General features: G+C 69.7%; 27 protein-coding genes, 1 tRNA gene and 1 pseudogene. 16 read left to right on the top strand and 13 right to left on the bottom strand.

The window, feature by feature from the left end; genetic code table 11:
• Window positions 1-171: 171 nt before the first annotated feature.
• From arlH to RYH80_RS05690, 9 genes are all read left to right on the top strand, one after another.
• Window positions 172-939, top strand: a complete 768-nt coding sequence (gene arlH, locus RYH80_RS05730; RefSeq protein WP_370902894.1) for an archaellum protein ArlH — start codon at window positions 172-174, stop codon at window positions 937-939.
• A 136-nt stretch (window positions 940-1,075) separates the two neighbouring features.
• Window positions 1,076-1,447 (top strand): HesB/IscA family protein, encoded by a 372-nt coding sequence (locus RYH80_RS05725; RefSeq protein WP_370902893.1) that lies wholly within the window; start codon window positions 1,076-1,078, stop codon window positions 1,445-1,447.
• A gap of 109 nt (window positions 1,448-1,556) precedes the next feature.
• Window positions 1,557-1,799 (top strand): DUF5816 domain-containing protein, encoded by a 243-nt coding sequence (locus tag RYH80_RS05720; protein ID WP_370902892.1) that lies wholly within the window; start codon window positions 1,557-1,559, stop codon window positions 1,797-1,799.
• Between the two features lie 60 nt (window positions 1,800-1,859).
• Window positions 1,860-2,180 (top strand): hypothetical protein, encoded by a 321-nt coding sequence (locus RYH80_RS05715; protein WP_370902891.1) that lies wholly within the window; start codon window positions 1,860-1,862, stop codon window positions 2,178-2,180.
• A 79-nt stretch (window positions 2,181-2,259) separates the two neighbouring features.
• Window positions 2,260-3,711 carry a bifunctional metallophosphatase/5'-nucleotidase gene (locus RYH80_RS05710; RefSeq protein WP_370902890.1) on the top strand — a complete coding sequence of 484 codons (1,452 nt, stop codon included), beginning with the start codon at window positions 2,260-2,262 and terminating at the stop codon, window positions 3,709-3,711.
• A gap of 109 nt (window positions 3,712-3,820) precedes the next feature.
• Window positions 3,821-4,861, top strand: coding sequence for an aspartate-semialdehyde dehydrogenase (asd, locus tag RYH80_RS05705; protein ID WP_370902889.1), 1,041 nt, complete (start codon window positions 3,821-3,823; stop codon window positions 4,859-4,861).
• A gap of 216 nt (window positions 4,862-5,077) precedes the next feature.
• Window positions 5,078-5,644: a hypoxanthine/guanine phosphoribosyltransferase gene (gene hpt / locus RYH80_RS05700; RefSeq protein ID WP_370902888.1), complete on the top strand. Its 567-nt coding sequence runs from the start codon at window positions 5,078-5,080 to the stop codon at window positions 5,642-5,644.
• Between the two features lie 176 nt (window positions 5,645-5,820).
• On the top strand, window positions 5,821-6,186 hold the full coding sequence (locus tag RYH80_RS05695) for a MarR family transcriptional regulator (RefSeq protein ID WP_370902887.1): 366 nt from the start codon (window positions 5,821-5,823) through the stop codon (window positions 6,184-6,186).
• Entirely contained in the window at window positions 6,176-6,529 is a 354-nt protein-coding gene (locus RYH80_RS05690; RefSeq protein WP_370902886.1) for a hypothetical protein, read from the top strand. Before RYH80_RS05695 ends, RYH80_RS05690 begins: the two co-directional genes overlap by 11 nt.
• Window positions 6,530-6,552: 23 nt before the next feature.
• On the opposite strand, the gene gatA is transcribed toward RYH80_RS05690, so the two are convergent.
• Both gatA and gatC read right to left on the bottom strand, forming a co-directional pair.
• On the bottom strand, window positions 6,553-7,893 hold the full coding sequence (gatA, locus tag RYH80_RS05685) for an Asp-tRNA(Asn)/Glu-tRNA(Gln) amidotransferase subunit GatA (RefSeq protein ID WP_370902885.1): 1,341 nt from the start codon (window positions 7,891-7,893) through the stop codon (window positions 6,553-6,555).
• A complete protein-coding gene (gene gatC, locus RYH80_RS05680; protein WP_370902884.1) occupies window positions 7,890-8,249 on the bottom strand; it encodes an Asp-tRNA(Asn)/Glu-tRNA(Gln) amidotransferase subunit GatC in 360 nt (119 codons plus the stop codon). The genes gatA and gatC overlap by 4 nt, the downstream gene beginning before the upstream one ends.
• A 458-nt stretch (window positions 8,250-8,707) precedes the next feature.
• Here gatC and RYH80_RS05675 point away from each other — a divergent pair, with 458 nt between their 5' ends.
• The 5 genes from RYH80_RS05675 to RYH80_RS05655 all read left to right on the top strand — a co-directional run bounded on the left by RYH80_RS05675 (window position 8,708) and on the right by RYH80_RS05655 (window position 11,650).
• Window positions 8,708-9,697: a transcription initiation factor IIB gene (locus RYH80_RS05675; RefSeq protein ID WP_370902883.1), complete on the top strand. Its 990-nt coding sequence runs from the start codon at window positions 8,708-8,710 to the stop codon at window positions 9,695-9,697.
• 239 nt (window positions 9,698-9,936) lie between these two features.
• Window positions 9,937-10,413, top strand: coding sequence for an NUDIX domain-containing protein (locus tag RYH80_RS05670; protein WP_370902882.1), 477 nt, complete (start codon window positions 9,937-9,939; stop codon window positions 10,411-10,413).
• Between the two features lie 336 nt (window positions 10,414-10,749).
• On the top strand, window positions 10,750-10,872 hold the full coding sequence (locus tag RYH80_RS05665) for a hypothetical protein (protein WP_370902881.1): 123 nt from the start codon (window positions 10,750-10,752) through the stop codon (window positions 10,870-10,872).
• Window positions 10,869-11,363 (top strand): hypothetical protein, encoded by a 495-nt coding sequence (locus tag RYH80_RS05660; protein WP_370902880.1) that lies wholly within the window; start codon window positions 10,869-10,871, stop codon window positions 11,361-11,363. The genes RYH80_RS05665 and RYH80_RS05660 overlap by 4 nt, the downstream gene beginning before the upstream one ends.
• The gene (locus tag RYH80_RS05655; protein ID WP_370902879.1) at window positions 11,363-11,650 is read left to right on the top strand and encodes a hypothetical protein; all 288 of its coding nucleotides are present in this window, start codon (window positions 11,363-11,365) and stop codon (window positions 11,648-11,650) included. The genes RYH80_RS05660 and RYH80_RS05655 overlap by 1 nt, the downstream gene beginning before the upstream one ends.
• Window positions 11,651-11,847: 197 nt before the next feature.
• On the opposite strand, the gene RYH80_RS05650 is transcribed toward RYH80_RS05655, so the two are convergent.
• From RYH80_RS05650 to RYH80_RS05620, 7 genes and pseudogenes are all read right to left on the bottom strand, one after another.
• Window positions 11,848-12,285 (bottom strand): type II toxin-antitoxin system VapC family toxin, encoded by a 438-nt coding sequence (locus tag RYH80_RS05650; protein WP_370902878.1) that lies wholly within the window; start codon window positions 12,283-12,285, stop codon window positions 11,848-11,850.
• 3 nt (window positions 12,286-12,288) lie between these two features.
• Window positions 12,289-12,528, bottom strand: coding sequence for an AbrB/MazE/SpoVT family DNA-binding domain-containing protein (locus RYH80_RS05645; RefSeq protein ID WP_370904662.1), 240 nt, complete (start codon window positions 12,526-12,528; stop codon window positions 12,289-12,291).
• 399 nt (window positions 12,529-12,927) lie between these two features.
• The gene (locus RYH80_RS05640; RefSeq protein WP_370902877.1) at window positions 12,928-13,752 is read right to left on the bottom strand and encodes a hypothetical protein; all 825 of its coding nucleotides are present in this window, start codon (window positions 13,750-13,752) and stop codon (window positions 12,928-12,930) included.
• The gene (locus RYH80_RS05635; RefSeq protein WP_370902876.1) at window positions 13,749-13,874 is read right to left on the bottom strand and encodes a hypothetical protein; all 126 of its coding nucleotides are present in this window, start codon (window positions 13,872-13,874) and stop codon (window positions 13,749-13,751) included. The genes RYH80_RS05640 and RYH80_RS05635 overlap by 4 nt, the downstream gene beginning before the upstream one ends.
• Before the next feature lie 53 nt (window positions 13,875-13,927).
• Window positions 13,928-14,102 (bottom strand) — tRNA-Trp (locus RYH80_RS05630).
• Window positions 14,103-14,169: 67 nt separating this feature from the next.
• The gene (locus RYH80_RS05625; RefSeq protein WP_370902875.1) at window positions 14,170-14,391 is read right to left on the bottom strand and encodes a DUF5795 family protein; all 222 of its coding nucleotides are present in this window, start codon (window positions 14,389-14,391) and stop codon (window positions 14,170-14,172) included.
• A gap of 451 nt (window positions 14,392-14,842) precedes the next feature.
• Window positions 14,843-15,835: pseudogene (locus RYH80_RS05620) on the bottom strand (DUF5794 domain-containing protein); the annotation flags it as partial.
• A 552-nt stretch (window positions 15,836-16,387) separates the two neighbouring features.
• Between RYH80_RS05620 and guaB the strand changes: the two are divergent.
• Entirely contained in the window at window positions 16,388-17,884 is a 1,497-nt protein-coding gene (guaB, locus tag RYH80_RS05615; RefSeq protein ID WP_370902873.1) for an IMP dehydrogenase, read from the top strand.
• 62 nt (window positions 17,885-17,946) lie between these two features.
• Here the strand turns inward: guaB and RYH80_RS05610 are convergent, their stop codons facing one another.
• The 4 genes from RYH80_RS05610 to RYH80_RS05595 are packed head-to-tail and all read right to left on the bottom strand — an operon-like array spanning window position 17,947 to window position 23,184.
• Entirely contained in the window at window positions 17,947-19,794 is a 1,848-nt protein-coding gene (locus RYH80_RS05610) for a hypothetical protein (RefSeq protein WP_370902872.1), read from the bottom strand.
• Window positions 19,791-22,082 carry an ATPase, T2SS/T4P/T4SS family gene (locus tag RYH80_RS05605; RefSeq protein WP_370902871.1) on the bottom strand — a complete coding sequence of 764 codons (2,292 nt, stop codon included), beginning with the start codon at window positions 22,080-22,082 and terminating at the stop codon, window positions 19,791-19,793. The genes RYH80_RS05610 and RYH80_RS05605 overlap by 4 nt, the downstream gene beginning before the upstream one ends.
• Window positions 22,037-22,723, bottom strand: a complete 687-nt coding sequence (locus RYH80_RS05600) for a DUF7311 family protein (protein WP_370902870.1) — start codon at window positions 22,721-22,723, stop codon at window positions 22,037-22,039. Before RYH80_RS05600 ends, RYH80_RS05605 begins: the two co-directional genes overlap by 46 nt.
• A complete protein-coding gene (locus tag RYH80_RS05595) occupies window positions 22,720-23,184 on the bottom strand; it encodes a DUF7310 family coiled-coil domain-containing protein (protein WP_370902869.1) in 465 nt (154 codons plus the stop codon). The genes RYH80_RS05600 and RYH80_RS05595 overlap by 4 nt, the downstream gene beginning before the upstream one ends.
• A 156-nt stretch (window positions 23,185-23,340) precedes the next feature.
• On the opposite strand from RYH80_RS05595, the gene RYH80_RS05590 reads away from it, so the two are divergent.
• A complete protein-coding gene (locus RYH80_RS05590) occupies window positions 23,341-24,420 on the top strand; it encodes a tubulin/FtsZ family protein (protein ID WP_370902868.1) in 1,080 nt (359 codons plus the stop codon).
• Window positions 24,421-24,495 lie beyond the last annotated feature (75 nt).

Below are 24,495 nucleotides of genomic sequence, written 5' to 3'. Positions count from 1 at the left end.
CGGACGAAGAGTGACCGCCGCGAGCGTTCACGACCGCTCGGACGAAGAGTGACCGCCGCGAGCGTTCACGACCGCTCGGACGAAGAGTGACCACCGGGCTGTCGACACTCGGGGTGCCGGTCGCGGACGGCGGGGGGAGCGTTTTTGTCGCCGTCACACGCAGTGTGGGGCGTGACACGGCGATCGCGCGTGCGGCAGTGGCGCGGGGGCGGCCCGTACTCGCTGGGGCTCCACCGACACGACCAGGTGAACCGTGCGTTCGGCGGCGGGCTCCCGCGCGGGAGTCTCGTCCTCCTGACCGGAGAGACGGGTGCGGGCAAGAGCGCGTTCGCCGGGCGGTTCGCACACGGGCTCTGCTCGGAGTCACACCCCGTCACCCTGCTGTCGACGGACCGCCCCGTCCGGCGGTTCCTCTCGCAGATGCGGGCGCTGGGGTACGAGGTCGGTCGCCACCTCGCCGCCTCGCAGCTCTTGTACCTCCACGGCGACGTGGCCGGGACGGAGGGGACGCCGGCTCGGGAGTTGCTCGCGCGACTGGCGGCGAGCGAGCGGATGTGGGCCGCCGACGTGGTGTTGCTGGACTCCTTCGACGACGTGTTGCGGTACGACGCCGGGTTCGACCGCCTCCGATCGGCCACCGACCGACGACGGGCCGCCCGTCGCGTCGTGTCGTTCCTCTCGTCGATCACGGACAACGGCCGGACGGTCGTGGTCACACTCGACCCGACGGGGCTGCCGGAGCCGGTCGTCGACCCGTTCCGGCGCCTCGCCGACTGTGTGCTCGAACTCGCCCGCCAGCCGACCGAGCGGACGGCCGAGCGCTGGATCGACGTGCGCCGCTTCGCCGGCACGACGGCACCCGTCGACGACCGCATCCGCTTCCGCATCCGCCCCGGCGCCGGCATCGTGATCGACGACCGGGTCGTCGTCAGACTGTGATCGTCACCGCGTGCGGTGACCCACACCGTGCCCCGCCGTGCTCGACACCACTCGCGTCTGCTCGTCGCCGTGGACGCAACCGGAACCGGTTACGGCGCGGCGTCAGGACTAAGCGGGCGACGGTCGAAGGGCGGGTATGAGCACGGACGCGAGCGACGGCGGCACCGGCGTCGACGAGCCGGTCGTGGTGACACCGGCGGCGGCCGAGCAGGCGCTGTCGTTGATGGAGTCGGAGGGGATGGACGTCGACGAGGGTGGGCTGCGGCTGTACGTCCAGCAGGGTGGCTGTGCGGGCCTCTCCTACGGGATGCGCTTCGACACGGCGCCGGAGGACGACGACCGCGTGACGGAACACCACGGGCTGCGAGTGTTCGTGGACCCGGCGTCGCTGGAGTACGTCGGCGGCTCGACGCTCGACTACGAGGACGGACTCCAGGCGGCCGGGTTCCACGTCGAGAACCCGAACGTCGTCAGCGAGTGCGGCTGCGGCGAGAGCTTCCGGACCTGATCGCAGCCGTCGTTCGTCGAGACTCGTGGCACCGTCGTGTTCTCGTCGGAACTGACCCCGTCTCCTCGGAACGGTGCGGCTTTTTGTCCTCGCGGTGCGTACTGCGAGTGTGAACCTGGAACTGCTCGGCACGGAGGCGGGAGAGCTGTTCGTCGACCGCGCCGCCGGGGAGCGCGGGTCGAAGGCGCCGTTCTTCCACGCCTACGAGGACGACGGCGGCCAACGCCGCTGGGGGTACGTCTGTGGCAACTGCGACGGCACCGCCAACGCCGTCGACACGATGGGGCGCATCGAGTGTAACACCTGCGGCAACCTGAAGAAACCCGACGGCTGGGACGACGCCCACGAGTAGAGACGATTGCACACCGGTCTCGACAGAAGGCTTACGAGCCGTCCCGACCCACTCGAAACCGTGTCTCCGGCGGTGACCGACTCCGACCTCCTCGCGACAGTCGTCGGACTCTGTCGTCCCCGTCCGTCGGTGGTGGCCGCCTTCGGAGTGCTACTGGGACTGGTCGTCGCTCACTACCTCCAGTTCGTCCTCGGGCGACCGCTCCCCGGTCTCGATCCGCTGTTGTCGCTCGTCAACGCGCCGGTCGATCTACTCGCGCGGACGGTCGGTTACGGGGTCGTCCCGGACGCGCTCGGACTGCTCGTCGTCCTCGCGTACTACTACCTGCTGGCGGTCGGGCTGGGGTGGGTCGGTCGGCGTGCCGTGACGTTCCTCGGGTGAGAACCCGCCCTCCTCGGCGACCACGAGGGGCTCCGGGCGACGACCTCGTCGGCGACTGCGGCACGATCCGGGCGACGCCGTGCCACCGCTCCCGACGACGAACCGACGGGCTCAGGCGTGCCCACACGAAGGCGGTGACACCCACCACATGGTCACGCTCCTCCACCACTCGGACGTCGAGAACGTCTACGACGACCACGACCGCGCGGCGCGACTCGCCGGATTGCTGGCGGCTCGCGCAGGTGACGACGCGCTCGTCGTCGGCACCGGCGACGACACCGCGCCGGGTGTGCTCCCGCTCGTCACGGGGGGTCGACAGGCGATCCCGTTCTTCGAGGCGGCCGGGACGGCGCTGGAGACGTTCGGCAACCACGACTTCGACTTCGGCGTCGAGGCGACCCGCGAGTTGGTCGCGGACGCTCCCCCGACGTGGGTGACGGTGAACGTCCGCGACGAACGTGGGGAGCCGTTCGCGGTCCACGACGGCGTCGAACCGTGGGTGGTCCGCACCGTCGGCGACGAGCGCGTCGGCTTCTTCGGCGTCACCGATCCCGCGACGGACTCGCTGAACCCCGAGGCAGCAGAGCTGTCCTTCGACGACCCGCTCCCGGCCGCTCGCGAGGCGGTCGCGGACCTCCGAGCAGCCGGTGTCGACCACGTCGTCGCCCTCTCGCACCTCGGACAGGGTGACGACGACCTCGCCCGACTCGACGGCGTGGACGCGGTGTTGGGCGGTCACGTCCACAGTCGTCGCGTCGACCACGTCGACGGGACGCTCGTGACGCGCCCCGGCGTCAACGGCACCTGCGTGGTCGCCGTGGAGTTGACGGCTGACGGCGCGACCGGCGACCTGCTCCACGTCGACGAGGTCGTCGCCGCGGAGTCCGTCGAGCCCGCCGCGTCGGTGGCGACGGCGTTGGCCGACCGCGTGAGCGAGGCCGGTCTCGACCGGACGGTCGCGCACGTCGACGACCGGATCGAGCGGACGGAGACGACGGCCCACGGCGGTGAGTCGCGGATCGGGAACCTCGTCGCGGACGCCTACCGCGCGGCGGCGGACGTGGACGTGGGGCTCCAGAACGCCGGCGGGCTCCGACTCGGCGAGCCGCTGACCGGCGACGTGACGCTAGCAGACTGTATCGGCGTGCTCCCGTTCGAGGAGCCGGTCGTCGTCTGTGAACTCACCGGCGCGGAACTGCGCGATGTGGCCCGACAGATGTCGGCGTCCGTCGTCGACTTCGGCGACCCGGAGTGGTGGCACGGTCACGTCTCCGGGCTCGAACTGCTGTTCGACCGCGAGACGGAGACCGTCCGCGAGTTGCGCGTCGGCGGCGAGCCGGTCGTCGACGACCGCCTGTACACGGTCGCGACCCCGGAGTACGTCCTCCACTCCGACCACGAGTTCCCGGCGATCGGCGAGCGCCACCGCGCGGGCGAGCACGGCGTCCAACACGAGGTGCTCGCCGACTACCTCCGCGACAACCCGGTCCCGCCCGTGGAGGGACGCGTCCGGTTCGTCGGCGAGGAGTGAGTACCAGTCCAGTCCGGTCCACTCCGTCGTCCGTCACCGGAACCGGCGAGTGCCGCCGTCGTTCCCGGAACCCGAAGGGGTTTAGGCGCGTGTGACCACCTCTCGTGCAATGTCACTACGAGTCGGCGTGCTCGGCGCGACCGGTGCGGTCGGACAGCGGTTCGTCCAGTTGATCGAACGGACGCCACGCTTCGAGATCGAGACGGTGACCGCCAGTCCAGCGAGCGCGGGCCAGCGGTACGAGGCGGCCGCCAAGTGGCGCCTCGGCACGGCGATCCCCGAGGAGGTGGCCGAGTTGACCGTCCGCGAGACGGACCCCGAGGCGCTGCCGGACGATCTGGACCTCCTGTTCTCGTCGCTCCCCTCCGACGTGGCCGCCGAGGTCGAGCCGGCGCTGTGCGAGGCGGGGTACGTCGTCTCCTCGAACTCCTCGAACGAACGCCTCGCCGAGGACGTGCCGCTGACCATCCCGGAGGTGAACCCGGACCACCTCGGGCTGATCGAGCGCCAGCGCGACGAGCGCGGCTGGGACGGCGCACTCGTCAAGAACCCGAACTGTTCGACGATCACGATGGTGCCGACGCTGGCGGCGCTGACGGAGTTCGGGATCGAGTCCGTCCAGGTGTCGACGCTGCAGGCCGTCTCCGGCGCGGGCTACTCCGGCGTCACCTCGATGGAGATCATCGACAACGCCATCCCGCACATCGGCGGCGAGGAGGCGAAGATGGAGACGGAGAGTCGGAAGCTGCTCGGCGAGTTCGACGGCGCGAGCGTCTCGCGGCTCGACGCCGACGTGACCGCCTCCTGTAACCGCATCCCGACCGTCGACGGCCACCTGGAGAACGTCTTCGCGGAACTCGAGGCAGACCCGACGGCCGCCGAGGTCCGCGAGGCGATGCGTGCCGTCGAGAGCGCGCCGCTGCCGTCCTCGCCCGACCAGTTGATCCACGTGTTCGGCGAGGACGCACCCGAACGCCCCCAGCCGCGGATGGACCGCGACCGCGGGGACGGGATGGCCGTCGTCGCCGGCGGCGTGACGGCGACGGACGCCGGGGTGAAGTACAACTGTCTCGCACACAACACGATCCGCGGCGCGGCGGGTGCCTCGCTGCTCAACGGGGAGCTGTTGGCCGACGAGGGCTGGATCTGAGCGGCGGCGCGACCAGTCGCCGCCGGGGTCGCGACGCCGAACCAGTGACCGAGCCGTCGTCCCCGAGGTCGTGATGCCGGACCGGTAGACGACCAGTCGCCGTCGGGGTCGCGACGCCGAACCGGCGGCGGGAACCGTCGTCTGCGGCGTCGAGACGCCCGAACGGGGCGCGATCCGATCCACCACGCTTTTGCCGACGCCCGGCGACCCCACGACATGGATCGGTTACAGCAGTCGCTCCTCGACGCCCCGATCATCGAGAAGGACGGCTACAACTACTTCGTCCACCCGATCAGCGACGGGGTGCCGATGCTCGAACCCGAACTGCTGCGGGAGATCGTCATCAAGATCATCCGCAAGGCGCAGATCGAGGACGTCGACAAGATCGTCACGCCGGCGGCGATGGGGATCCACATCTCCACGGCGGTGTCGCTGATGACCGACATCCCGCTGGTCGTGATCCGCAAGCGGCAGTACGGTCTCGACGGCGAGGTGTCGCTGACGCAGGTGACCGGCTACTCCGAGGGGGAGATGTACATCAACGACGTGGAGGCCGGCGACCGCGTGCTCGTGTTGGACGACGTGCTCTCGACCGGCGGGACGATGAAGGGGATCCTCACGGCGCTGGACGACATCGGCGCGGAGGTCCAGGACGTGGTCGCGGTGATCAAGAAGGCCGGCGAGAACGAACTCGACGACACGGACTTCGACGTGAAGACGCTGATCAACGTCGCCGTCGTCGACGGCGAGGTCGAGATCGTCGACCCGACCGGCGACGACTGACCGGCGGCGCGAGCCGACGCTTCTCACCTCTGTCGCCGGGTGGTCGGCGACTCGACTCGCGACGACGTTCTTCCCGGTACTCGACCTCACCCGATCGAGACTCGCTCAGCACTCGGTACGCGACACGCCCCCGACTCGTCGATACAATCAATACGAGTCGATACGTCGTGTTCGGTGTGCCCATCAGTAGTGATCGGTTCGACTCGTTGTCGGACGACGACGAGGAGCCGACGCCGGGGACGAACGCGGCGACCATCCTCGCGTTCCTCCGCGAGCACTCGGACGAGGCGTTCACACAGAGCGAGATCGCGGCGGCGACGGACGTGACGACGGGCTCGGTCGGGCCGACGCTCGTCCGCCTCCGCGAGCGAGGCCGCGTCGACCACCGCGGCGTCTACTGGCGAGCGAGCGACCACGACCGGAGTCTCGCGGCCGCCACCGGGCACGCGAGCGAGACCGCTGCGGCGGGCGACGACGAGTCGCCGGCGTTCGAGCGCTGGCGACGCCACGCAGTCGACCCACGGGAGCACCGTGACGAGTGAGCGATTCGCGTCGGGTGACGTGTTCTGGGCGCCGAACCCGTACGGCAACGGTGGCGGACCACGACCCTGGCTGGTCGTGACGGCCGACGGGGTACCGTACGCCGGGGAGGAGTACGTCTGTCTGGCGCTGACGACGAGTGACCTCCCCGACAACGTCCGTGTCGACGACGGTGACTGGGTGCTCGGACGTGTTCCGGACGTGACCTCCTACTGTTCGCCCTGGGTGATCGCGACGGTCAAACACGACGCGGTCGCGGAGCCACAGGGAGCGTTGACGGCGTCGTTCACGAGCGAGGTGGCCGAACGTGCCGCGGCGTACCTCGAAGCAGACGTGGCTCCGTAGGTCGGACCCACTCGATCCGCCGACTACGCCTCGCGGAGGCGTTCGACGGCACTCCCGACGCGGAGGAGTCGCTCCTCGCCGAACGCCGGGCCGATCAGCTGGAACCCGACCGGGAGCCCCTCGGCGCGGCCGGCGGGGACGGAGATGGCCGGGAGGTTCGCGAGGTTCACCGGGACGGTGTTGGCGTCCATCAGGTACAACTGCAGCGGGTCGTCGAGACTCTCGCCGCGCTCCGGCGGGAGGACCGGCATCGTCGGCGTCGCCAACACGTCCGCCTCGGCGAGCGCCTCGTCGAAGTCCCGCTTCACCCACGCTCGGGCGTCCTGGGCCTTCTCGTAGTACTCGTCGTGGTAGCCGGCCGACAGCGCGAACGTCCCCAGCAGGACGCGCCGCTTCACCTCGGGGCCGAACCCGGCCTCGCGAGCGCCGGCGAACTGCTCGTTCCAGTTCCCGTCTGCCTCGCCCGCCTCGCCGTAGCGGACACCGTCGAAGCGCGCGAGGTTCGAGGACGCCTCCGACATGGCGATCACGTAGTACGCCTGCACGGCGTGTTCGACGGACGGCAGCGACACGTCCACCGTCTCGGCGCCCTGCTCGCGCAGCGTCTCGAGCGTCGCCGCGAACCGCTCGCGGACCGGCTCGGCGGCTCCCTCGACGAGTTCCGTCGGGACGCCGACGGTGAGTCCCTCCGCGGCCGCCGTCGCGGCGTCGGCGTCGTCGACGACGGCGTCCGCGTACGTCGTCTCCGTCGCCGGGTGTGTCTCGGGGCCGGCGTCCGCGGCTCCGTACCGCGTCGTCGCGTCGCGCTCGTCCGGCCCGGCGACGACGTCGAGGAGGCGTGCGGTGTCCGCGACGGTCGCGCCGAGCGGACCGATCTGCTCCAGCGAGTTGGCGTAGGCGACGAGTCCGTACCGGGAGACGAGCCCGTAGGTGGGCTTGAGGCCGACGACGCCACAGAACGCCGCCGGGTTCCGGACACTGCCGCCGGTGTCGGAGCCGAGCGCCACGTCCGCCTCGCCGGCGGCGACCGCGGCCGCCGAGCCACCGGAGGAGCCACCCGGAACGTGGTCGGGGTCGACCGGGTTCGCCGTCGGCCCGAACGCGGAGGTCTCCGTCGTCCCACCCATCCCGAACTCGTCCATGTTCGTCTTGCCGACGATGGTCGCGCCCGCCTCTCGGAGGCGTTCGACGACCGTCGCGTCGAACGGCGGCTCGTAGTCCGCCAGCGTCGCCGAACCACAGGTCGTCCGGACACCCTCCGTCGAGATGTTGTCCTTCACCGCGACCGTGAGATCCGACAGCGGCCCGTCGTCGGCGCCGGCGAGCTCCGTCTCCGTCACGAAGGCGTCGACCGTGTCGCTCATGAGACGCGTGGCCCCACGAAGTACCCGTCCTCGGACTCCGGTGCGTTCGACAGTGCCGCCTCCTGCGAGAGGCTCTCGCGGACCTCGTCGGCCCGCATGACGTTGACCAGCTCCGGCTCGGCGTCCTGCTCGGGCACTTCGTCGAGCGCGTCGAAGTACTCGAGGATGTCCCCGAACTGGTCGGTGAACGTCGCGACCTCCTCGTCGTTGAGGGCGACACGCGCCAACTCGGCGACGTGTCGCACGTCGTCCGGTGCGACCGTCGACGGTGCCGACGCCGCGTCGGCAGCCTCACTACCGCCGTCCGCGGCGGGGTCGTCTCCGGCCGCGTCGGCGTCGTCCGGCGTCTCGCTCATACTACGTGGGTCACTCGGACCGAGAGTAAGGGTTTCGATACCCCCGACAGCCCGCTCGCCACGGAAACACTGGGTCGGCCGCCGCCTCGTCGGGGTCGGTCGCCACCTCGTCCCGAGGCCAGTCACCCACTCGTCGAGGTGAGTCGACACTCTCCGAGGCGACCCGTCTCGTGTTCTCCGACGTTCTCACGAGTGAGAATCGAACCGCCAGCCCACTCGCGAGCGAACGTCGTCGTGACCAGCCGAGAACCACCAGAGGGCGACGGGAAGCGACCGAGGGTTCAAGTAGTCCCGAAACGCTCAAATGTTCACCAGATACGGCCCGACGCAGTACGGCAGTTATCGATAGAAGTCTTCGGGGAAATTTGGGTCAGGTTTATGTGTCTGTCGCACCTGTACAGTTCTACGGTGAAGGGGGAGAGAGTCGGCACTCTCCCTACGGCACCACACAGCCAATTATGAGTGAGAACGTCCGCAACTACACTAGCGAACGAGCCAGGACCCGCGAGACCGAGACGGAGACGGAGGAGACGGAGAGCGCCGACGAGTCGGTACAGTGTCCCGAGTGTGGTGGGAACCTGGTGAACGACTCCGAGCGGGGCGAGACCCTCTGTCGCGACTGTGGGCTCGTCGTCGAGGAGGACGAGATCGACCGTGGGCCGGAGTGGCGCGCGTTCGACGCCAAAGAGAAAGACGAGAAGTCCCGCGTCGGCGCCCCGACGACCAACATGATGCACGACAAGGGGCTGTCGACCAACATCGGGTGGCAGGACAAAGACGCCTACGGGAAACAGCTCTCCAGTCGCCAGCGCGAGAAGATGCAGCGGCTCCGCACGTGGAACGAGCGGTTCCGCACCCGCGACTCCAAGGAGCGCAACCTCAAGCAGGCGCTCGGGGAGATCGACCGGATGGCCTCCGCGCTGGGCCTGCCGGAGAACGTCCGCGAGACCGCGAGCGTGATCTACCGGCGTGCACTCGACGAAGACCTGCTGCCGGGGCGGTCGATCGAGGGTGTGTCCACGTCGTCGCTGTACGCGGCGGCACGGCAGGCGGGGACGCCACGTTCGCTCGACGAGATCGCGAACGTCTCCCGCGTCGAGAAAGACGAGATCGCTCGGACGTACCGGTACATCGTCCGGGAGCTCAACCTCGAGATCCAGCCGGCGGACCCGGAGAGCTACGTGCCGCGGTTCGCGTCGGATCTGGAGCTCTCGGAGGAGTCCGAGCGGCGCGCACGGCAGTTGCTCTCGACGGCGAAAGAACAGGGTGTCCACTCCGGGAAGTCCCCGGTCGGGTTGGCGGCCGCGGCGGTGTACGCCGCGTCGCTGTTGACCAACGAGAAGGTCACCCAGAGCGAGGTGAGCGAGGTCGCGAACATCTCCGAGGTCACGATCCGCAACCGCTACCACGAGTTGCTGGAGGCCGAGGAGAAGGTCCAGATGCCCTGACCGAGGCGGCACGCGCCGCCGTCTCCCGTCCACGTGCCGCCGTCGCCCGTGGGCGAGTCGGGTGACGCACTGGGGGCGTCACCTCGGTGCCGGTCCGTGGTCGGTCCCCGCGGTGCCGACGGAACCCGCGACCGTCACCCACTCGACACGACACCGACGAGCGGCGGCGCCGGGTCCCACGGTGGATACAGCCGAGACCACACCGAAACCTCGAAGCGAGGCAGTCCCCAGACCCGAGTGTGGAGACGACACGCCACCACACGGCGACCGTCTACGTGGTCAGTGACGGGGCAGTCGCGTTGCACGAACACCCGAAGTTGGGGATCAGGATTCCGCCCGGTGGCCACCTGGATCGGGACGAACTCCCCCACGAGTGTGGCCTCCGGGAGGTCCGCGAGGAGACGGGGTTGGAGCCGACGCTGGTCGACGACACGGAGCCGGTGCCGGCGCCGGCGGGAGAGACGCTGCCGTCGCCGCGGCACACGATGTTGTACGACATCGACGTTCGCGAGGACGGGTCGGTGGCACACCAGCACGTCGACCACGTGTTCTTCGCGGCCGCCGAGACCCGGGAGATCGACCCCGCGGCGGGCGAGGCGCCGGCGAGCGTCTGGGACTGGTACACGGCCGCCGAGCTACGTGACAATGAGATCGACGCGGACACCGTCCAGATCGGGGTCGAAGCGATCGAGACGGTCGCGGCGGCGACGGAGTGAGAGACCGAACAGACGGGCCGGTCGGGGAGCGTGCCTGGAAAGGTGGTGTCGCGTCGTACGACGCCACAGAACACTTCCGATGCGGAGACGGTGCGGAGGCGGTGCGGTCGCGGTGCGGAGGCGGTGCGGCGAGCGTGATCCGGCCGCGAGTGCGCCGACGATGCACTACGTCACCGGACAGACCGACCACCACGACGGCCTGTCGACGGACTGGCCGGTGCTCGTCTCTGCCGGCGTCGCGTACACCGACCCCGGTAACGGGTTCTCGATCCACGTCCCGGGCACGGACGACCTGATCGTGGACTCGGGCGGGTATCGGGCGGCTCGTCGGCGTCGATGTCGACGTCCACCGGCACGACCCAGAGCAGTGGCGGCGAGGGACTCGGAGAGATCGGGACACAGACGATGGCGATCGGCGGCCTCGCGTTGCTGGCCGTCGTCGTGGCGGTGGCGTCGTGAGCGTCTTCGACGGCCTCGCGGCGGCCGCGGACCACGCGGCTGGTTCCGTCGACGAAGCGGTCGCTCGGGCGACGGACGACGAACCGGGCGGTGGTCTCGTCGACGGCGCTGCGGGCGTTGCGGACCACGCGGCCGGGTCCGTCGACGAGGCAGTTGGACGGAGCTTCGACGACGAGGCTGGCGGCGGTGTCTTCGACGGGATCGACAGCGTGGCGGACCACGCCGCGGGGTCGATCGACGAGTCGGTGGCGCGGCAGTTCGACGACGAGAAGGGCGGCGGGTTCGCGGACATGGCGGGCAACGTCTCCGAGCCGGTCGCGGACGTCGCCGGTGACGCCTACTCCGACGCCGCCGCGGTGGCGGACGACATGGCGGGTCCCTGGGACGAGTTGCTGGGCGGCTCGAGCGCGTACCTCGTGGCGGCCGTGGTCGCCGGGGTCCTACTGCTGTACGCGCAGTCGGACAGCGACATCTCGGCGGGTGTGGTCTGATGGCTCCCGTCCCTCCTGGGGTACTCGGCGCGATCGCCGGGTTCCTCGGTGCGCTGGTGACCATCGCGATCCCGGTCGCGAAGGCGCTGCTCGACACGCGCCGTGACGCCCACAAGGCGGTCCGACTCCTGACGGGTGAGGAAGAGGTAGAAGGTGACGGCGTGATCCCGCGCCTCCGACGGGTCGAGCGACGAACAGAGGAGCACAGGACGGCGCTAGCGGACTCTCGTTTAGATATCCCCCAGCACTCCGAGACGGACGTAGCACCGGAAACAGCGCCGGAGTAGTCGGCGACACCCCTGGTCGCTGACGACACAGGAGTCGAAGCTCGGTCTCCGGGCATCGAGACCGGTGCGACGACTGTCGGCAGGTGGCACGCTGTCGTACCCTACGTCGGTAAGACCGCCCCAGTGAATCAGTCGTCGACGCTCGCCTCCTGGTCGCCGCTCGCCTCGATCACGCCGCACCCCTGAACCCCTCGACACTACTCACTACTGTCGTACGGATTTACAGCCGAATTTAGACGGGTCACTCCACCCGGATCATCAAAATCATCGTCGAAAGAGAACACGTACCTCGTCTCTGTTCGCTCTGCCAACCCTACCAACATCCCGTCCGCCAGCCCCAAGTCGGCGTGCTTACGGAACAGCAATTTCCCCCGCTCGAAGTCACCTCGCGCAGGGTACACGATCTCGAATCCACCGCTCTCCTGAAGTCGATCCAGCACGTCCTCCGCGTCCTCTGGTGACTTCCGTTCCAGCGTGAAATCCAACAATTCCTTCAGCATCGGCGTCGGGACGACTCCCCTCGGTAGTTTCCCCCTGTCGAACCCCCGCAGTAGCTCTAACCCCCTCTCGTGGTTATCGTCCTTCTCGAACGTACCCGCAATCAGAACCGACGTGTCTACCAACGCCTGCTGCATTCGTCACTCCACACCAGCAGTGTGCTTCGCCTCGACCCCGTCCACCGGCTCCTCCGTCTCGAATGGCTCGAAGTCGTCGAACGCTCCGAACCGCTCTCTAATCACCTCCACCGACAGATTTCCGCCCTCGTCTACTGTCCACCTCAGTTTGTCACCCGCTTCGATCTCCGCCTCCTCCCGCACCGCCGCCGGGATCGCCACTGAACCGCTGTCGTTCACCTTCGTCTCACTGACTTCTTGCATACACCTCAGTTCTTCACCGACAGTGAAGAAATTTGCGTCCGAATTTACTCCCAGCGCGAGCGCGAACACGGGGTCCTCCTGGTCGCCGCGCGCCTCGACGACGATCGTCGTCGACGGCCGCGCGCACCAGAACGAAGCTGACGAGCCGATCGGCACCAGTCGACCCCACCCCCGCGCCGCGGAGGGGCAGGATACGAGAATCACGAACCCGTGACCGTCCAGAATCTGAATCAGAGCCGTTCTCGCGATTCTTCCGTGTAGCACTACTGAATCGAGAGAACGGCTCCCGCCTGCTGTTGCTACAGCGAACAAACTTACAGCGGCCTGCGGTGCGGTGGTTAGTGGTGGGTTAGCCTGGTGTCCCGGCTGGGATGGGGGGGTATCACGGGGCCTCCGTGGTCAGCCCGTCACCGGGTCGTGATTCCCGGCGTCGACGGCGTTCAACTCGTTCACGATGCTGGCGTCGACGTTCGCGTTCCCGAACTTCTGGCACCGGTCCGCGAGTTCGGCGTTGACGACGATCTTCGTCTCGTGGCCGCGTCCCTTCTTCTCCGTCACCTCGATCCGATCCTTACCGAACTTCGACAGCGCCCGTCTCACCCTCCCGACGGTGGTCGAGTTCGCCCGCTCACCCGTGGCGGTCGTCGCGATCTCGTCGAACCGAGACGCCAACCACCGTGACAGGTCGGACGAGTTGATGTGTCGGTCGCCGTTCGGCAGTTTCTCAGACCGGTTCCAGAGTTCCTCGGCGAACTTCACCGCACGATACACGTCGACCTTCCGCGTCGCCTGTCGCTGGATCGTGTCGGGACAGGCACAGAGTTCTTCGAGCGGCGTCTCGGGTTCCAGACCGAGCTTCGTCTCTCCCTGATCTTCGAGTTCACCAGACTCGACGGCATCCATCACCGTCTGGACTCTCTCGTCCAGATCGGCGACGACATCCTTCGACGCACTCGCGTGGATCGCTCCGAAGAGGTCCCACTCGTGGTCACCCTCCGGAGCGACGACGCTGATCCCGCTGGGGTCCGGAGCGTCGTCCCAGCCAACGCGGGGCCGAGACTCGATCTCGGCAACAGTCGACCGCAGTTCAGCGTTGTCTCGTTGGAGTTGGTCGACGCGACCGCGCAGTTCCTCGTTCTCCTCGCGCAGCCGCTCGTTCTCCGCCTCGAGTTCGTCGAGACGGTCGGCGAGAGCGTCTAGGCGCGCCTCCACGTCGTCCGTCATGGGCGGCACCTCCCCGTCTCCAGCGCCGGACACCGCTGCTCGTCGTCCTCGATGACCCCACCGCAGAACTCGCAGATGAGCGGTAGCTCCTCCGCGTCGGGGTCACGCGGGTGGCTGCTCACGCAGACCACCTCCCAGAAACGGCGCTACGGCTCCCCAAAGCTTTTAATTCGAATGGGGTCGGAGGGATTTGAACCCCCGATCGACTGATATCTCCGGGACGCCTCGGTTCTCCAGAGGGTCGTCATCGCGGGCGTTGATCAGACGACCGCTCGGTATACCAGTCTGGATCTCGTCACCGGGCGCGTGCCTCTGGAGTCAGTCGCCCTACCGGACTGGGCCACGACCCCACACTCTGAGTCCACGACAGAATCGCGTAAAGGGGTTACGATTCACCCCACGCCCCGCCCGACGGCGTCACGCCTCGCGCTCGCTCCAGTCGCAGTCCTGACACTTGTAGCCGGTGACGAACGCGGTCACGTCGGGCATGTAGCCGACGGAGAGCACGTCGCCGCCGCAGTCGGGACAGTCGCGGTCGGCGTCCTCGATGTCCTCGGCGTCCATCACGGACTCCCCTTCCACCAGCTCCGCCAGCCGTTCGGGCGTCACCATCCGCCCCTGCACCACGCGGTTGCTCATACCGCGACGACGGCCGTCCGAGAGGTAAACCCCCCGGTCGCGCGACGACGCGGGAGACGACGCTGGACACACGAGGAACGATCCAGACCTCCCCCACCGAACTACTCCGACTCGAAACCCGACGGTCGACGCCAGAACGGCCACTACCCGGCATCCGTCACAGCAACGGCACTCGTCACAGCCACGGCGCCCGCTCGTCCACCGGATCCGCGGACTCCGTGGACTCCGGGTCTGCGTCCGACTCCGCGCCGGACTCCGTCTCCTCATCCGACTCCGGCTCCACGTCCGCATCGGTCCGGCGCTCGCTGTCGGCCGACGATCCGTTCGCAGCCGGCCGCGCAACCCCGTCGGCGTCCGTCCGCTCGCTCGCCTCGCTCTCGGCGTCGACGGGGTCGATGGCCGCCTCGGTGCCCCAACTCTCGCGGGCCGAGACGACGCCACGCGCGCCGACGTCGTGCCCCTCGCCGTCCGCGACGACGGTCGCGTCCTCGTCGACGGTCGGCACGGGCGTGCGGTCCGGGTCGCTCTCGGCACCGGCCACGCCGTCCGGGAGCGTGTCCGGGTCGTCGTCCAGGTACTCGTAGGGGTCCGTCCGACCGCTCTCCGTCGTCCCCTCGTCGACCGCCGTCTCGTCGCCGTCGGCGCCCGCGTCGTCCGAGCCGTCGGAGTCGTCGTCGGACCCGTCCGCGGCGTCGACCACTCCGTCCCCGCTGGGGTCGTACGAGAACACCATCGTGACGAGCAGGACACCCAGCGCGACCGGGTGCTCGGAGCCGACGATCCCCAACTCGAGGATCGACAACCCGAGCACACCCAAGGCGACCGCCGAGCCGAACCGGAAGCGGTCGATGTCGACCCGCCCGCGGAGCTTCGGTCCGGTGAGCGCCACGCCCAACGCGAAGGCGACGCCGACACCCGCGGCGGCCGCCGCGCGTACCATCAACCCCGGGTCCAACTCGACGACCAACTGGAACCCGGCCGGCGAGACACTCGCCAACAGCCCCAATCCGATGATCGCGGCGGGACGTGGCAGCAGTTCGCCGACCTCCGCGCTGGCCGTCTTCGCGGCGACCGCCAGGATCACCAGCGCGGCGAACCGCTTGAACCGCGGCATGTCGATCAGACTCCGGATGGTCTCGGCCATCGCCGCCTCCACGGCGGCGACCGGGAGCAACACGGCCGCCAACACCAGAATCGAGGCGACCTGCTCGCGGCGCGAGCCGTCCATCTCCGCGAGGATGACCGCCATCGTCGCCGAGCCGCCGAAGATCAACAGCCCGGTCTCGACGATCCGCAGCGGGCCCTGTTCCAACGTGCCGGCCAACACGAGTGCCGGGAAGATGCCGTCGACGAGCGGGAGGGCCATCACCGTCGCCAACAGCTTCGTCGGGCCGCCGACCAACTGTTCGAGTCGGTAGGCGACCGGGTGACGTGAGGTGCTCATCGACTAGCGATACCGGTGGGCCTCACCGGTGGCCGAACGGTGGTGGGGTGACGGTGACGACTCGTCGTGACCGGCTACGAGTGTCATCCGATTCCCGCATTTCGGCCGTCCGAACGGTCGCCACGCTTCGAATCCCGTCGCGAGTGTCGGCGCCGCCTCGCCGGCGGTCCACTCCTCGTCGACGGTGCTCGAACGCGTAGCGATCTCGGACTGCATACACGAACAGTACCGGAGTGGAATCATAAGCGTTGTGTGAGAAGTGCCCGCACGCACCGAGCAGTCGACGGCGTTTATTATAAAGGCGAGTTACGATCTCTCGGATTTCCGGAGCGAGTAGTGTAGTATCGTCGGCTCGGCCGCCGTCTCGGTGTCGGCTGGACGAGTCGTTTGACATCCTCCCACCCCTGAAGAGGTGAGCTTCCGCTCGCTACGTGTCAGTCCACCGATAGCCACGTCCTCCGGCCAGCGCCGACGGTCGACACGAGCGTGACACGGCTTCTCGAGGCGAGTCGACCACACAACGTTTTTCACCGATCCATTCGGACCGACGACATGGAGAGAGACGCTCCTTCGGACGCTCAGTTCACCGAGAAGCTGCGGGTACCCGAGGCGCTGACCTTCGACGACGTGTTACTCCGCCCGGCGGAGAGCCGCGTCGAACCGGACGAGGCCGACGTGTCGACACGTGTGTCGAAGAACGTCGAGTTGACCGTTCCGGTGCTGTCGGCGGCGATGGACACGGTCACCGAGAGCGAGTTGGCGATCGAGATGGCTCGACGCGGAGGACTCGGTGTCCTCCACCGCAACATGACCGTCGAGCAGGTGGTCGCGGAGGTCGAGCGGGTCAAGCGAGCCGACGAACTCGTGATCCGTCGCGAGAACGTCGTCACCGCGAGTCCGGACCAGACCGTCCGAGAGGTCGACGGGATGATGGAGGACGAGGAGGTGTCGGGTGCGCCGGTCGTCGACGACGAGGACCGCGTGCTCGGGATCATCTCCGGCACGGACATCCGGCCGTACCTCGAGGTCGGCGAGTCGGACGCCGTCCGCGAGGCGATGACCGACGAGGTCATCACCGCGCCCGAGGACGTGACACCCCGCGACGCGCTGGAGCTGATGTACGACCACAAGATCGAGCGTGTCCCGGTCGTCGACGACGAGGATCACCTCGTCGGGCTGGTGACGATGCAGGGTGTGCTCCAGCGACGGGAACACACCGACGCCGCACGCGACGAGTCCGGCTCGTTGCGCGTCGGGGTCGCCGTCGGCCCGTTCGAGGAGGAACGCGCCGTCGCGGCCGACGAGGCCGGCGCCGACGTGTTGTTCATCGACTGCGCGCACGCCCACAACCTGAACGTGTTGGACGCCGCGGAGGCGATCACCGCGGAGGTCGACGCGGACGTGGTCGTCGGGAACGTCGGCACCCGCGAGGCGGCGGAGGCCTGTGTCGACTTCGCGGACGGGATCAAGGTCGGGATCGGTCCGGGGTCGATCTGTACCACGCGCGTCGTCTCCGGTGCCGGGATGCCACAGATCACGGCCGTCGCGGAGGTCGCGGAGGTCGCCGAGTCACACGACGTGCCGGTGATCGCCGACGGCGGGATCAGGTACTCCGGCGACGCGATCAAGGCCGTCGCCGCCGGCGCACACGCAGTGATGCTCGGCTCGTACTTCGCCGGCACGGAGGAGGCACCCGGTCGCGTCATCACGATGAACGGCAAGCGGTACAAACAGTACCGCGGGATGGGGTCGGTCGGCGCGATGAGCGAGGGCGGCGGCGACCGCTACCTCAAAGACGAGGAGGAGGGCGAGGAGTTCGTCCCCGAGGGTGTCGAGGCGGCGACACCGTACAAGGGCCCGCTCGCCTCCGAACTCCACCAGTTGGTCGGCGGGATGCGCTCGGGGATGGGCTACGTCGGCGCCGAGACGCTCGAGGAGGTCCGGCAGACGGCGGAGTTCGTCCGCGTCTCGCAGGCCGGCCAGACCGAGGGGCACCCGCACGACGTGACGATCACCGACGAGGCACCGAACTACTCGCCCAACGAGTGAGCGGTCGCACTGCCGGTAGAGTAACCTGACTGCGAGCGGTCTCCACCGGTCGACGGAGAGGCTCAGAGGATCACACCCGTCGCACAGACACTCGCGAGGTAGGTCACCGTCGCCACGGCGGTGGTCCGTCCGACGCGAACTGCGACACCGTACCCGTCGAGACCCGTCTCCAGTGCCGTCGCCAGCGTCGGGAGCACGACCGCGAGGGCGAGCAGGTACCCGCCGACGGCCGTCCCGAGCAGCGGCACCGGCAGCACCCCGCCGTCGCCGGCCAGCGCCGCCGTCGCGGTCGAGCCGTCGAGACGACCGGCGAGCGCGACGGTCGCACCACCGACGAGTGGACCGAACACGGCGGCGGTGTTCGAGAGCGTCGTCGTCACCGACGACACCTCGCGTCGCGCTCGCCGTTCGTGGTCGCGGAGCGTCTCCAGCCGCTGGGCCTCGCCGAGCAAGACGGCACCGGCGGGACGCCCGGCGGTCACCGCGGCAGCGAGCAACGCCGCGACAGCTCGACCGTGGTTCGTCGGCAGGCGGACGAACGGACCCCGGTCTCCGAGGAACGCACGCTCGATTCCGACACCGAGTGTCCGCTGGCGCCTCCCGGCGGCGGTGAACGCCGTGCCGACGGGGCCGGACAGCGTCTCGCCCACGTCGGCGACCGCAGTCTCGACCGTCTCCCCTGCGGCGACCCGTCGTCCCACCAGCGCGAGCGCGTCGGGCAGTCCGCGTTCCAGTGCGAGCACCCGCTGTCGGAGTACGACGGCGGGCCGTGCGACGAGCGTCAGCGTCACCCCGCTACCGACCCCGACTGCGGCGACACCCGCAGCCCACGGGTCGAGGAGCCACCATCCGGCGAGGGCTGCGACGACGGCGGCCGCGACTCCGGCGACGACGGCGACTCGCGTCTGGTCGGACACCGCCTCGTGATCGAGCGAGACGGCAGGGGGCGGGAACGCGACCGGTCGCGCGAGCACCACCCGCGCTCCGGCGACCGCCACACACAGCGGCAACAGCAGGTCGTAGACGACGACGAACGTGACCGGACCGACTGGGACACCGGCGACGGCCGCCGCGGGGACCGCACCGACGAGTGCGAGTGGGAGCAGCACGCCGAGCGCGTACAACGCGGTGAGCGGGCCACGCACGTCGTCGGCGAACGTCGCGGCGCGCGACTCGACCGCGTCGCCGACCGTCACGACGGCTCTGTCGAGCGTCCGGTCTCTGTCCGACTCGGGTGCCGCGACACCGGCGACGAGGAGCGAGGCGGCTCTGTCGAGCGCCGGGAACCACTCGCGCCACGCGTCCGCCCACGCCGTCAGCCCCGCAGTGTGCCGCCCACGGGCCGCGTCGACGTGTCGTGCGAGCGAGTCGGCGAGTGGGCCGTGACCGGCCTCCGCACCGAACCGCGCCGCGGACTCCGGCGTCGGAGAGAGTCGGCCGCCGAGTGCGACGAGCCCGACGACCGTCGTCACGGCACCGAGTGCACGTGTCCGCCGGAACGTCGCACGCCACACGGGGAGCCTGTGGACGACGTGGGTGACACCGAGTCCGGCCGCCAGCGGCAGCGTGCCGACGGCGACGAGCGGGACGGAGACTGGCGGCGAGTCCACCGACGCGAGTGTGGCGAGCGCTATCGTCCCGAACAGCCACGCCACCACCCCGCAGGTGTACCCCGCCGCGACCACGCGCGTTGCCCGGTGGTCCGGGTCGTCGGGCGACGCCAACAGTCGAACCGCGGCCGTCAGTTCCGACCCGACGGCGACGGGCCACGGCCACCACCGCGCGAGTGTCGCGAGCAGCGGGGTCGGAGACGGGAGCGGAGACCGGCGGAAGCGAGCGAGGAGACGACGGCACACCTCACGGAGCAGCCGGAGACACGGCGAGACCCGAGGGAGCGGTGGGTCGCTCACGCGTCGTCCCCTTCCGTGCCGAACTCGTCCGGTCGGGTCGAGTCGCCGGCGCCCCCGTCCGACCAGGTCGGGTCGTCGGCGCGTCCGCCCGGTCGAGTCGCGTCCGGTCGAGTCGCGTCCGTGGCGCGAAGGGTCGCGGTCTCTCCGCGCCCGAGATCGGCCAGTCGCCGCGCACACTCCGCGCGAGCGGCGAGTTCGTCGAGTGTGTCGCCGTAGGAGTCCTCGGGGTGCGTCAGGGTCGCCAGGAGGCGACTGTCGCCACGCCGGACGCGTCCCGTCGCGCCGTCCCGGTCGAACAGGGTGGCGAAGGTGACCGAATCACCCTCCTCCACGGGCCGAACTTCGGCGAGTTCGACGAGGCGGTGATCCGCACCGAGCGCGCAGACGAAGTCGGTCGCGCCGAAGGCAGACGCGGCGACACCCAAGTCGGAGACGACCCGCTCGTACACACTCGCGGCGTCGCTCCCGTGGATCGTCCCGAGCACCGTCTCCGCGGCGGCACCGACGCGCATCGCCTCGTACAGCGCCTGCGCCTCTCGTCCCCGAACTTCGCCCACGACGAGTGCCCCCTCGCCCAGCCGGAGTGCGGTCCTGACGGCCGCAGTCGGCGAGGCCGCCGCGTCGTCGTCCGTCCCGACCGCGAGTCGTTGTACGTCTCGGCCGGCCGCCCGCAGCGCGGCGAGTGGGAGTTCGGCGGTGTCCTCCACCGCGAGCGTCCGTACGTCCGGCGAGAGTTCCCACAGGAGCGCCCCCAGGGCCGTTGTCTTCCCGGCACCGCGCGGGCCAGCGACGAGCCCCGCCGCCCCGCGGTCGACTGCCAACGAGAGGAGTGCGGCCGCTCGCGGCGGGAGGGTGTCGGCCGCGACGAGTCGCGCGAGCGTCCACCGCGACCCGTCACCGCTCGTCGCACCACCCGCCGACCCGCGACTCGTCGTCCGACTCCCAGCTCGCCCGGTCGCGTCGTCGCCACGTGCCGCCGTCCGCAGCGCGAACCCAGGGCCGTCACTGAGCGGATCGGTGACGGCGGCGACCCGGACGCCGTCGACCGTCGCGTCTGCGGTCGGACTGGCTCGCGAGAGTCCGCGCCCACTCTCGGCACGGACCCGCGAGGCGAGGGTCCGCGCGTCCGACTCCGTCAGCCAGACGTTCGTGATCGCACGGTCGCCGTCCACGCGGACCGACACCGGCGTCTCTACGACCGGCGCCGACACGAGACAGTCCGTCACACCTGGTGTCGCGACGAGGTCGCCGAGGAACCCCAACCCGCGAGTGTGTCTGTCGAGCACGTCGGCCAACCGGTCGAGCGGGGGGTCCACGGCGACGGCGGCGGACGCGACCGTGTCGCCGCTACCGACACCGCCGTCGGTGGCGACACCCTCGGACTCGGCGACGGTTCGGACGGCCCGCTCGGCGGCACGACCCCCGCCGTCGACCACGCCACGTGCGAGCCTGTCGTGTGCCGCCGCGAGCAGTCGACGTGCACCGTTCGTGAGTCCGACACAGAACGGCGTCAGGTGGAGGCGCTCGGTGTCGGCGTCGTTCTGGACCCGACGGACGACCGCACCGGTGTCGAGTTCGTGGCGGTCGGCGACCGTGTCGACCGGTTGTGGTGGTGCACGGACGCGACCGAGCGCACAGGTCGGTCCCTCGGCCGGCGGCGGGAGAGCGGCCGTCCACCCGACACCGCCCCCGTCGTCGCCCTCGTCTCCGGTTTGTCTGTCGTCGAGGAGGGCGCCGACGACGGGTCCGAGCCCCGTCTCTCCGAGGAGTCGTCCGACCGGACCGGTGCGTCCGGTCGCCGCGCGTGCCGCGTCGACGGGGTCCCGACGGACACGGGCGGCGAGTCGGTCGTCGTACCCCTGGACTCGCGCGTGAAAGCGCCCCGCGGCGAGCAGCAGCGTCAGTCCGTCGCCCGCGTACGTCTCGATCCACCCGTCGGACCGACACGCGACGGTCGTCACCTCACGGTCGGCGAGTGCGGCGACGACCGTCGCCCGACACCCGGTCGCCCGCCAGAGGCAACCACGGGGCGCTCGTGTCGCGGGTCGAGTCCCGTCCGGATCTGCGGTGGCCGGAGGTGACGACCCTCGACAGTCGCTCGCGTCGACGACGAGTGTCGGGTCGTCGTCGCCCTCCCCCGACTCGACCGTCGTCGTACAGTCACAGTGGCTCTGGGGGGCGTCTCCACTCCGGTCCGAACGTCGTCTACTCGACGCCTCGGTCCGTCGCCGCAGTTCGTCTCTCAGGTCGTCGACCGACGGGACACCCCACTCGCTGTCGTCGAACACACCGTGGGTGGTTCCGTCTCCGTACTTGAACTTCGGCGTCGCTCTCCCCCATCGACTCCGTTCTCGCTCCCCGCTCTGCGCGCTGCTCGTCCGTCACCCCGGACGTGGCCGCCGGAAGCTCGTCCGACGACGACGGTCGGTCGCCCGGCGACTCTGTGGAGCCCGACCGCGAGGGTCGTGTCCACGGCGGTGTCTCCCGAGGCGTCGTTCTCGAGGCCGAGACCGCCGCGCTCCGGGTCGCGCTCCGATCCAGTCGGTCCGGTCGCTCCGATCCTCCCGCTCGCTCCGGTCACGAGTGCGACCGGCCAGTCGATCGCGACGCTCGTGGTGTGGCGTCGCCCGCCGACGCTCCCGACGAACTGGAGCCGCTTGGGGCCGTGACACCGGAGTCGCAGGTGGTGGACCGGCGCGGCCGTCGGCCCGGGTGACGGGAGTCGGACCTCGACGAGTCGTCGTGCGCCAGGGGTCGCGAGCGGGACCGGCGGCGCGGTCGCGGTCAACTCGTCGCTCGCCGACGCGAGCGCCGTCGCGCCGCGGTCGAGTGCCCCCGTAGTCCGCTGGACGGTCGCCCGCTCGACCGCCGGCGCGGCGAGTGCGAGCAACCCGACGGCCAGCGCGACGGCGACGACGAGACGGATCACGACTGTTCGCGGAGTCGACGGACGTGGGAGGAGTCGTCCCCGTCGGCGTGGTCGTCGTCCGCGAGGGACCCGTCGGCCTCGGACGCCGCGTCGGTGTCGGGAGGTGGGCTCGTCTCGTCTGCCGACGTGTCTGTCTCTGCGAGAGCGGCCTCCGCCGTCGCGAGTGCGGCGTCGGCGCGCCGCTCGACCGTCCGGTCGACCGCTCGGACGCCGCCGACGTACCCGCGGAGCGCGCGGGTGGCCGCCGTCACCTCTGTCAGCGAGTCGCGCAACTCGACCACCGAGTCGCTCAACTCGTCGACCCGCGCCGACAGCGCGTCGACACGCCGTTCCAACGCTGCCGCGTCTGGCTCCGCCTCCGTCGTCGTGCTCGTCGTACTCGTCGTGCTGGTCACGTTCGCCGCACTCACCGCGTGGTCGGTGTGGTCGGTGTCGTCGGTGTGATCGGTGTGGTCCGGCACGGAGACAGTGGGCCCGTCATCACGTATGAACCGTCGGACTCGCTCGGAGCGGACCGCCTCGGAGTCGACACGGCGGTGTTTAGGGTGGATCCAGGGTCGTGTGAACGCACCGTGTGAGTGGGAAAATACAAGCCACCCGAACCCGCAGTGGGTGGTATGAAGACGGTCCTCATCGGTGTCGGTCAGGCCGGAGGGAAGGTGACCTCCGCGTTGGTCGAGTTCGACCGCGAGATGGGTTTCGACGCCATCCGCGGCGCCCTGGCCGTGAACACCGCACAGGCAGACCTCGAGCCCCTCCCACTGGACACCGTCCTCGTCGGACAGGATCGTGTGAACGGACACGGCGTCGGCGGCGACAACGAACTCGGTGCCGAGGTGATGGAGGCCGACGCCGGCGAGGTGATGGCGGCACTCGACGGCCGGATCACCGCAGAGGCGGAGGCGATCTTCGTCGTCGCCGGCCTCGGCGGCGGGACCGGCTCCGGCGGTGCCCCCGTCCTCGCGAAGGAACTGAGCCGCGTGTACGACGTGCCAGTGTACGGACTCGGCATCCTCCCCGGGAGTGGCGAGGGGTCGATGTACCAGGTCAACGCCGGGCGCTCGCTGAAGACGCTCGTCCGCGAGGCCGACGCGACGCTGTTGATCGACAACGACGCCTGGCACTCCAGCGGGGAGAGCGTCGAGGAGGGGTTCCAGTCGATCAACGACGCGATCGCACAGCGGGTCGGCCTGTTGATGGCCTCCGGCGAGGCCGTCGAGGGCGTCGGCGAGTCCGTCGTCGACACCAGCGAGATCATCAACACGCTGCGAGCGGGCGGGATCGCGTCGCTCGGCTACGCCAGCGCGCAGGCCGCCGCCGACGCCGACGACAACGTCAACGTCGTCACGAGCGTCACCCGCAACGCGCTCATGACGGGTGCGTCGCTGCCCGGCGCGCGCGCCGCCGAGACCGGGTTGGTCGTGCTCGCGGGGCAGCCGGAGAACATCTCTCGGAAGGGTGTCGAGCGCGCCCGGTCGTGGGTGGAAGACGAGACCGGGAGCATGCGCGTTCGCGGCGGCGACTTCCCGCTCGACTCCGAGCGAATCGCCGCGTTGGTGTTGCTCGGCGGCGTCGAACGCTCCCAACGGGTCGAGGAGTTCATGGAGCGGGCTCGCGAGGCACAGGAACGAGACGACGAACCCGACGAGGACCCGGCCGAGCGGTTCCAGACCGAGGAGTTGGACGACCTGATCTGACCGCTCGCCCGGCCGAGTGGGCCGCTCCGTGTCACAGCCGGGCAAAGCGTTTATCTCTCCGTCACGCGTCGGATT

The organism is Halobaculum sp. MBLA0147 (assembly GCF_041361345.1).
Taxonomy (GTDB): domain Archaea; phylum Halobacteriota; class Halobacteria; order Halobacteriales; family Haloferacaceae; genus JAHENP01.
Note: the sequence above shows the minus strand (reverse complement) of the source record. Positions and strands in the feature narration are given on the sequence as shown.

Excerpts from the sequence above, each read along its gene's own strand:
- RYH80_RS05725 (WP_370902893.1), top strand. The coding sequence starts at position 1,076 with ATGAGCACGGACGCGAGCGACGGCGGCACCGGCGTCGACGAGCCGGTC.
- asd (WP_370902889.1), top strand. The coding sequence starts at position 3,821 with ATGTCACTACGAGTCGGCGTGCTCGGCGCGACCGGTGCGGTCGGACAG.
- hpt (WP_370902888.1), top strand. The coding sequence starts at position 5,078 with ATGGATCGGTTACAGCAGTCGCTCCTCGACGCCCCGATCATCGAGAAG.
- gatA (WP_370902885.1), bottom strand. The coding sequence starts at position 7,893 with ATGAGCGACACGGTCGACGCCTTCGTGACGGAGACGGAGCTCGCCGGC.
- gatC (WP_370902884.1), bottom strand. The coding sequence starts at position 8,249 with ATGAGCGAGACGCCGGACGACGCCGACGCGGCCGGAGACGACCCCGCC.
- RYH80_RS05675 (WP_370902883.1), top strand. The coding sequence starts at position 8,708 with ATGAGTGAGAACGTCCGCAACTACACTAGCGAACGAGCCAGGACCCGC.
- RYH80_RS05665 (WP_370902881.1), top strand. The coding sequence starts at position 10,750 with ATGTCGACGTCCACCGGCACGACCCAGAGCAGTGGCGGCGAGGGACTC.
- RYH80_RS05655 (WP_370902879.1), top strand. The coding sequence starts at position 11,363 with ATGGCTCCCGTCCCTCCTGGGGTACTCGGCGCGATCGCCGGGTTCCTC.
- RYH80_RS05650 (WP_370902878.1), bottom strand. The coding sequence starts at position 12,285 with ATGCAGCAGGCGTTGGTAGACACGTCGGTTCTGATTGCGGGTACGTTC.
- RYH80_RS05645 (WP_370904662.1), bottom strand. The coding sequence starts at position 12,528 with ATGCAAGAAGTCAGTGAGACGAAGGTGAACGACAGCGGTTCAGTGGCG.
- RYH80_RS05640 (WP_370902877.1), bottom strand. The coding sequence starts at position 13,752 with ATGACGGACGACGTGGAGGCGCGCCTAGACGCTCTCGCCGACCGTCTC.
- RYH80_RS05625 (WP_370902875.1), bottom strand. The coding sequence starts at position 14,391 with ATGAGCAACCGCGTGGTGCAGGGGCGGATGGTGACGCCCGAACGGCTG.
- guaB (WP_370902873.1), top strand. The coding sequence starts at position 16,388 with ATGGAGAGAGACGCTCCTTCGGACGCTCAGTTCACCGAGAAGCTGCGG.
- RYH80_RS05590 (WP_370902868.1), top strand. The coding sequence starts at position 23,341 with ATGAAGACGGTCCTCATCGGTGTCGGTCAGGCCGGAGGGAAGGTGACC.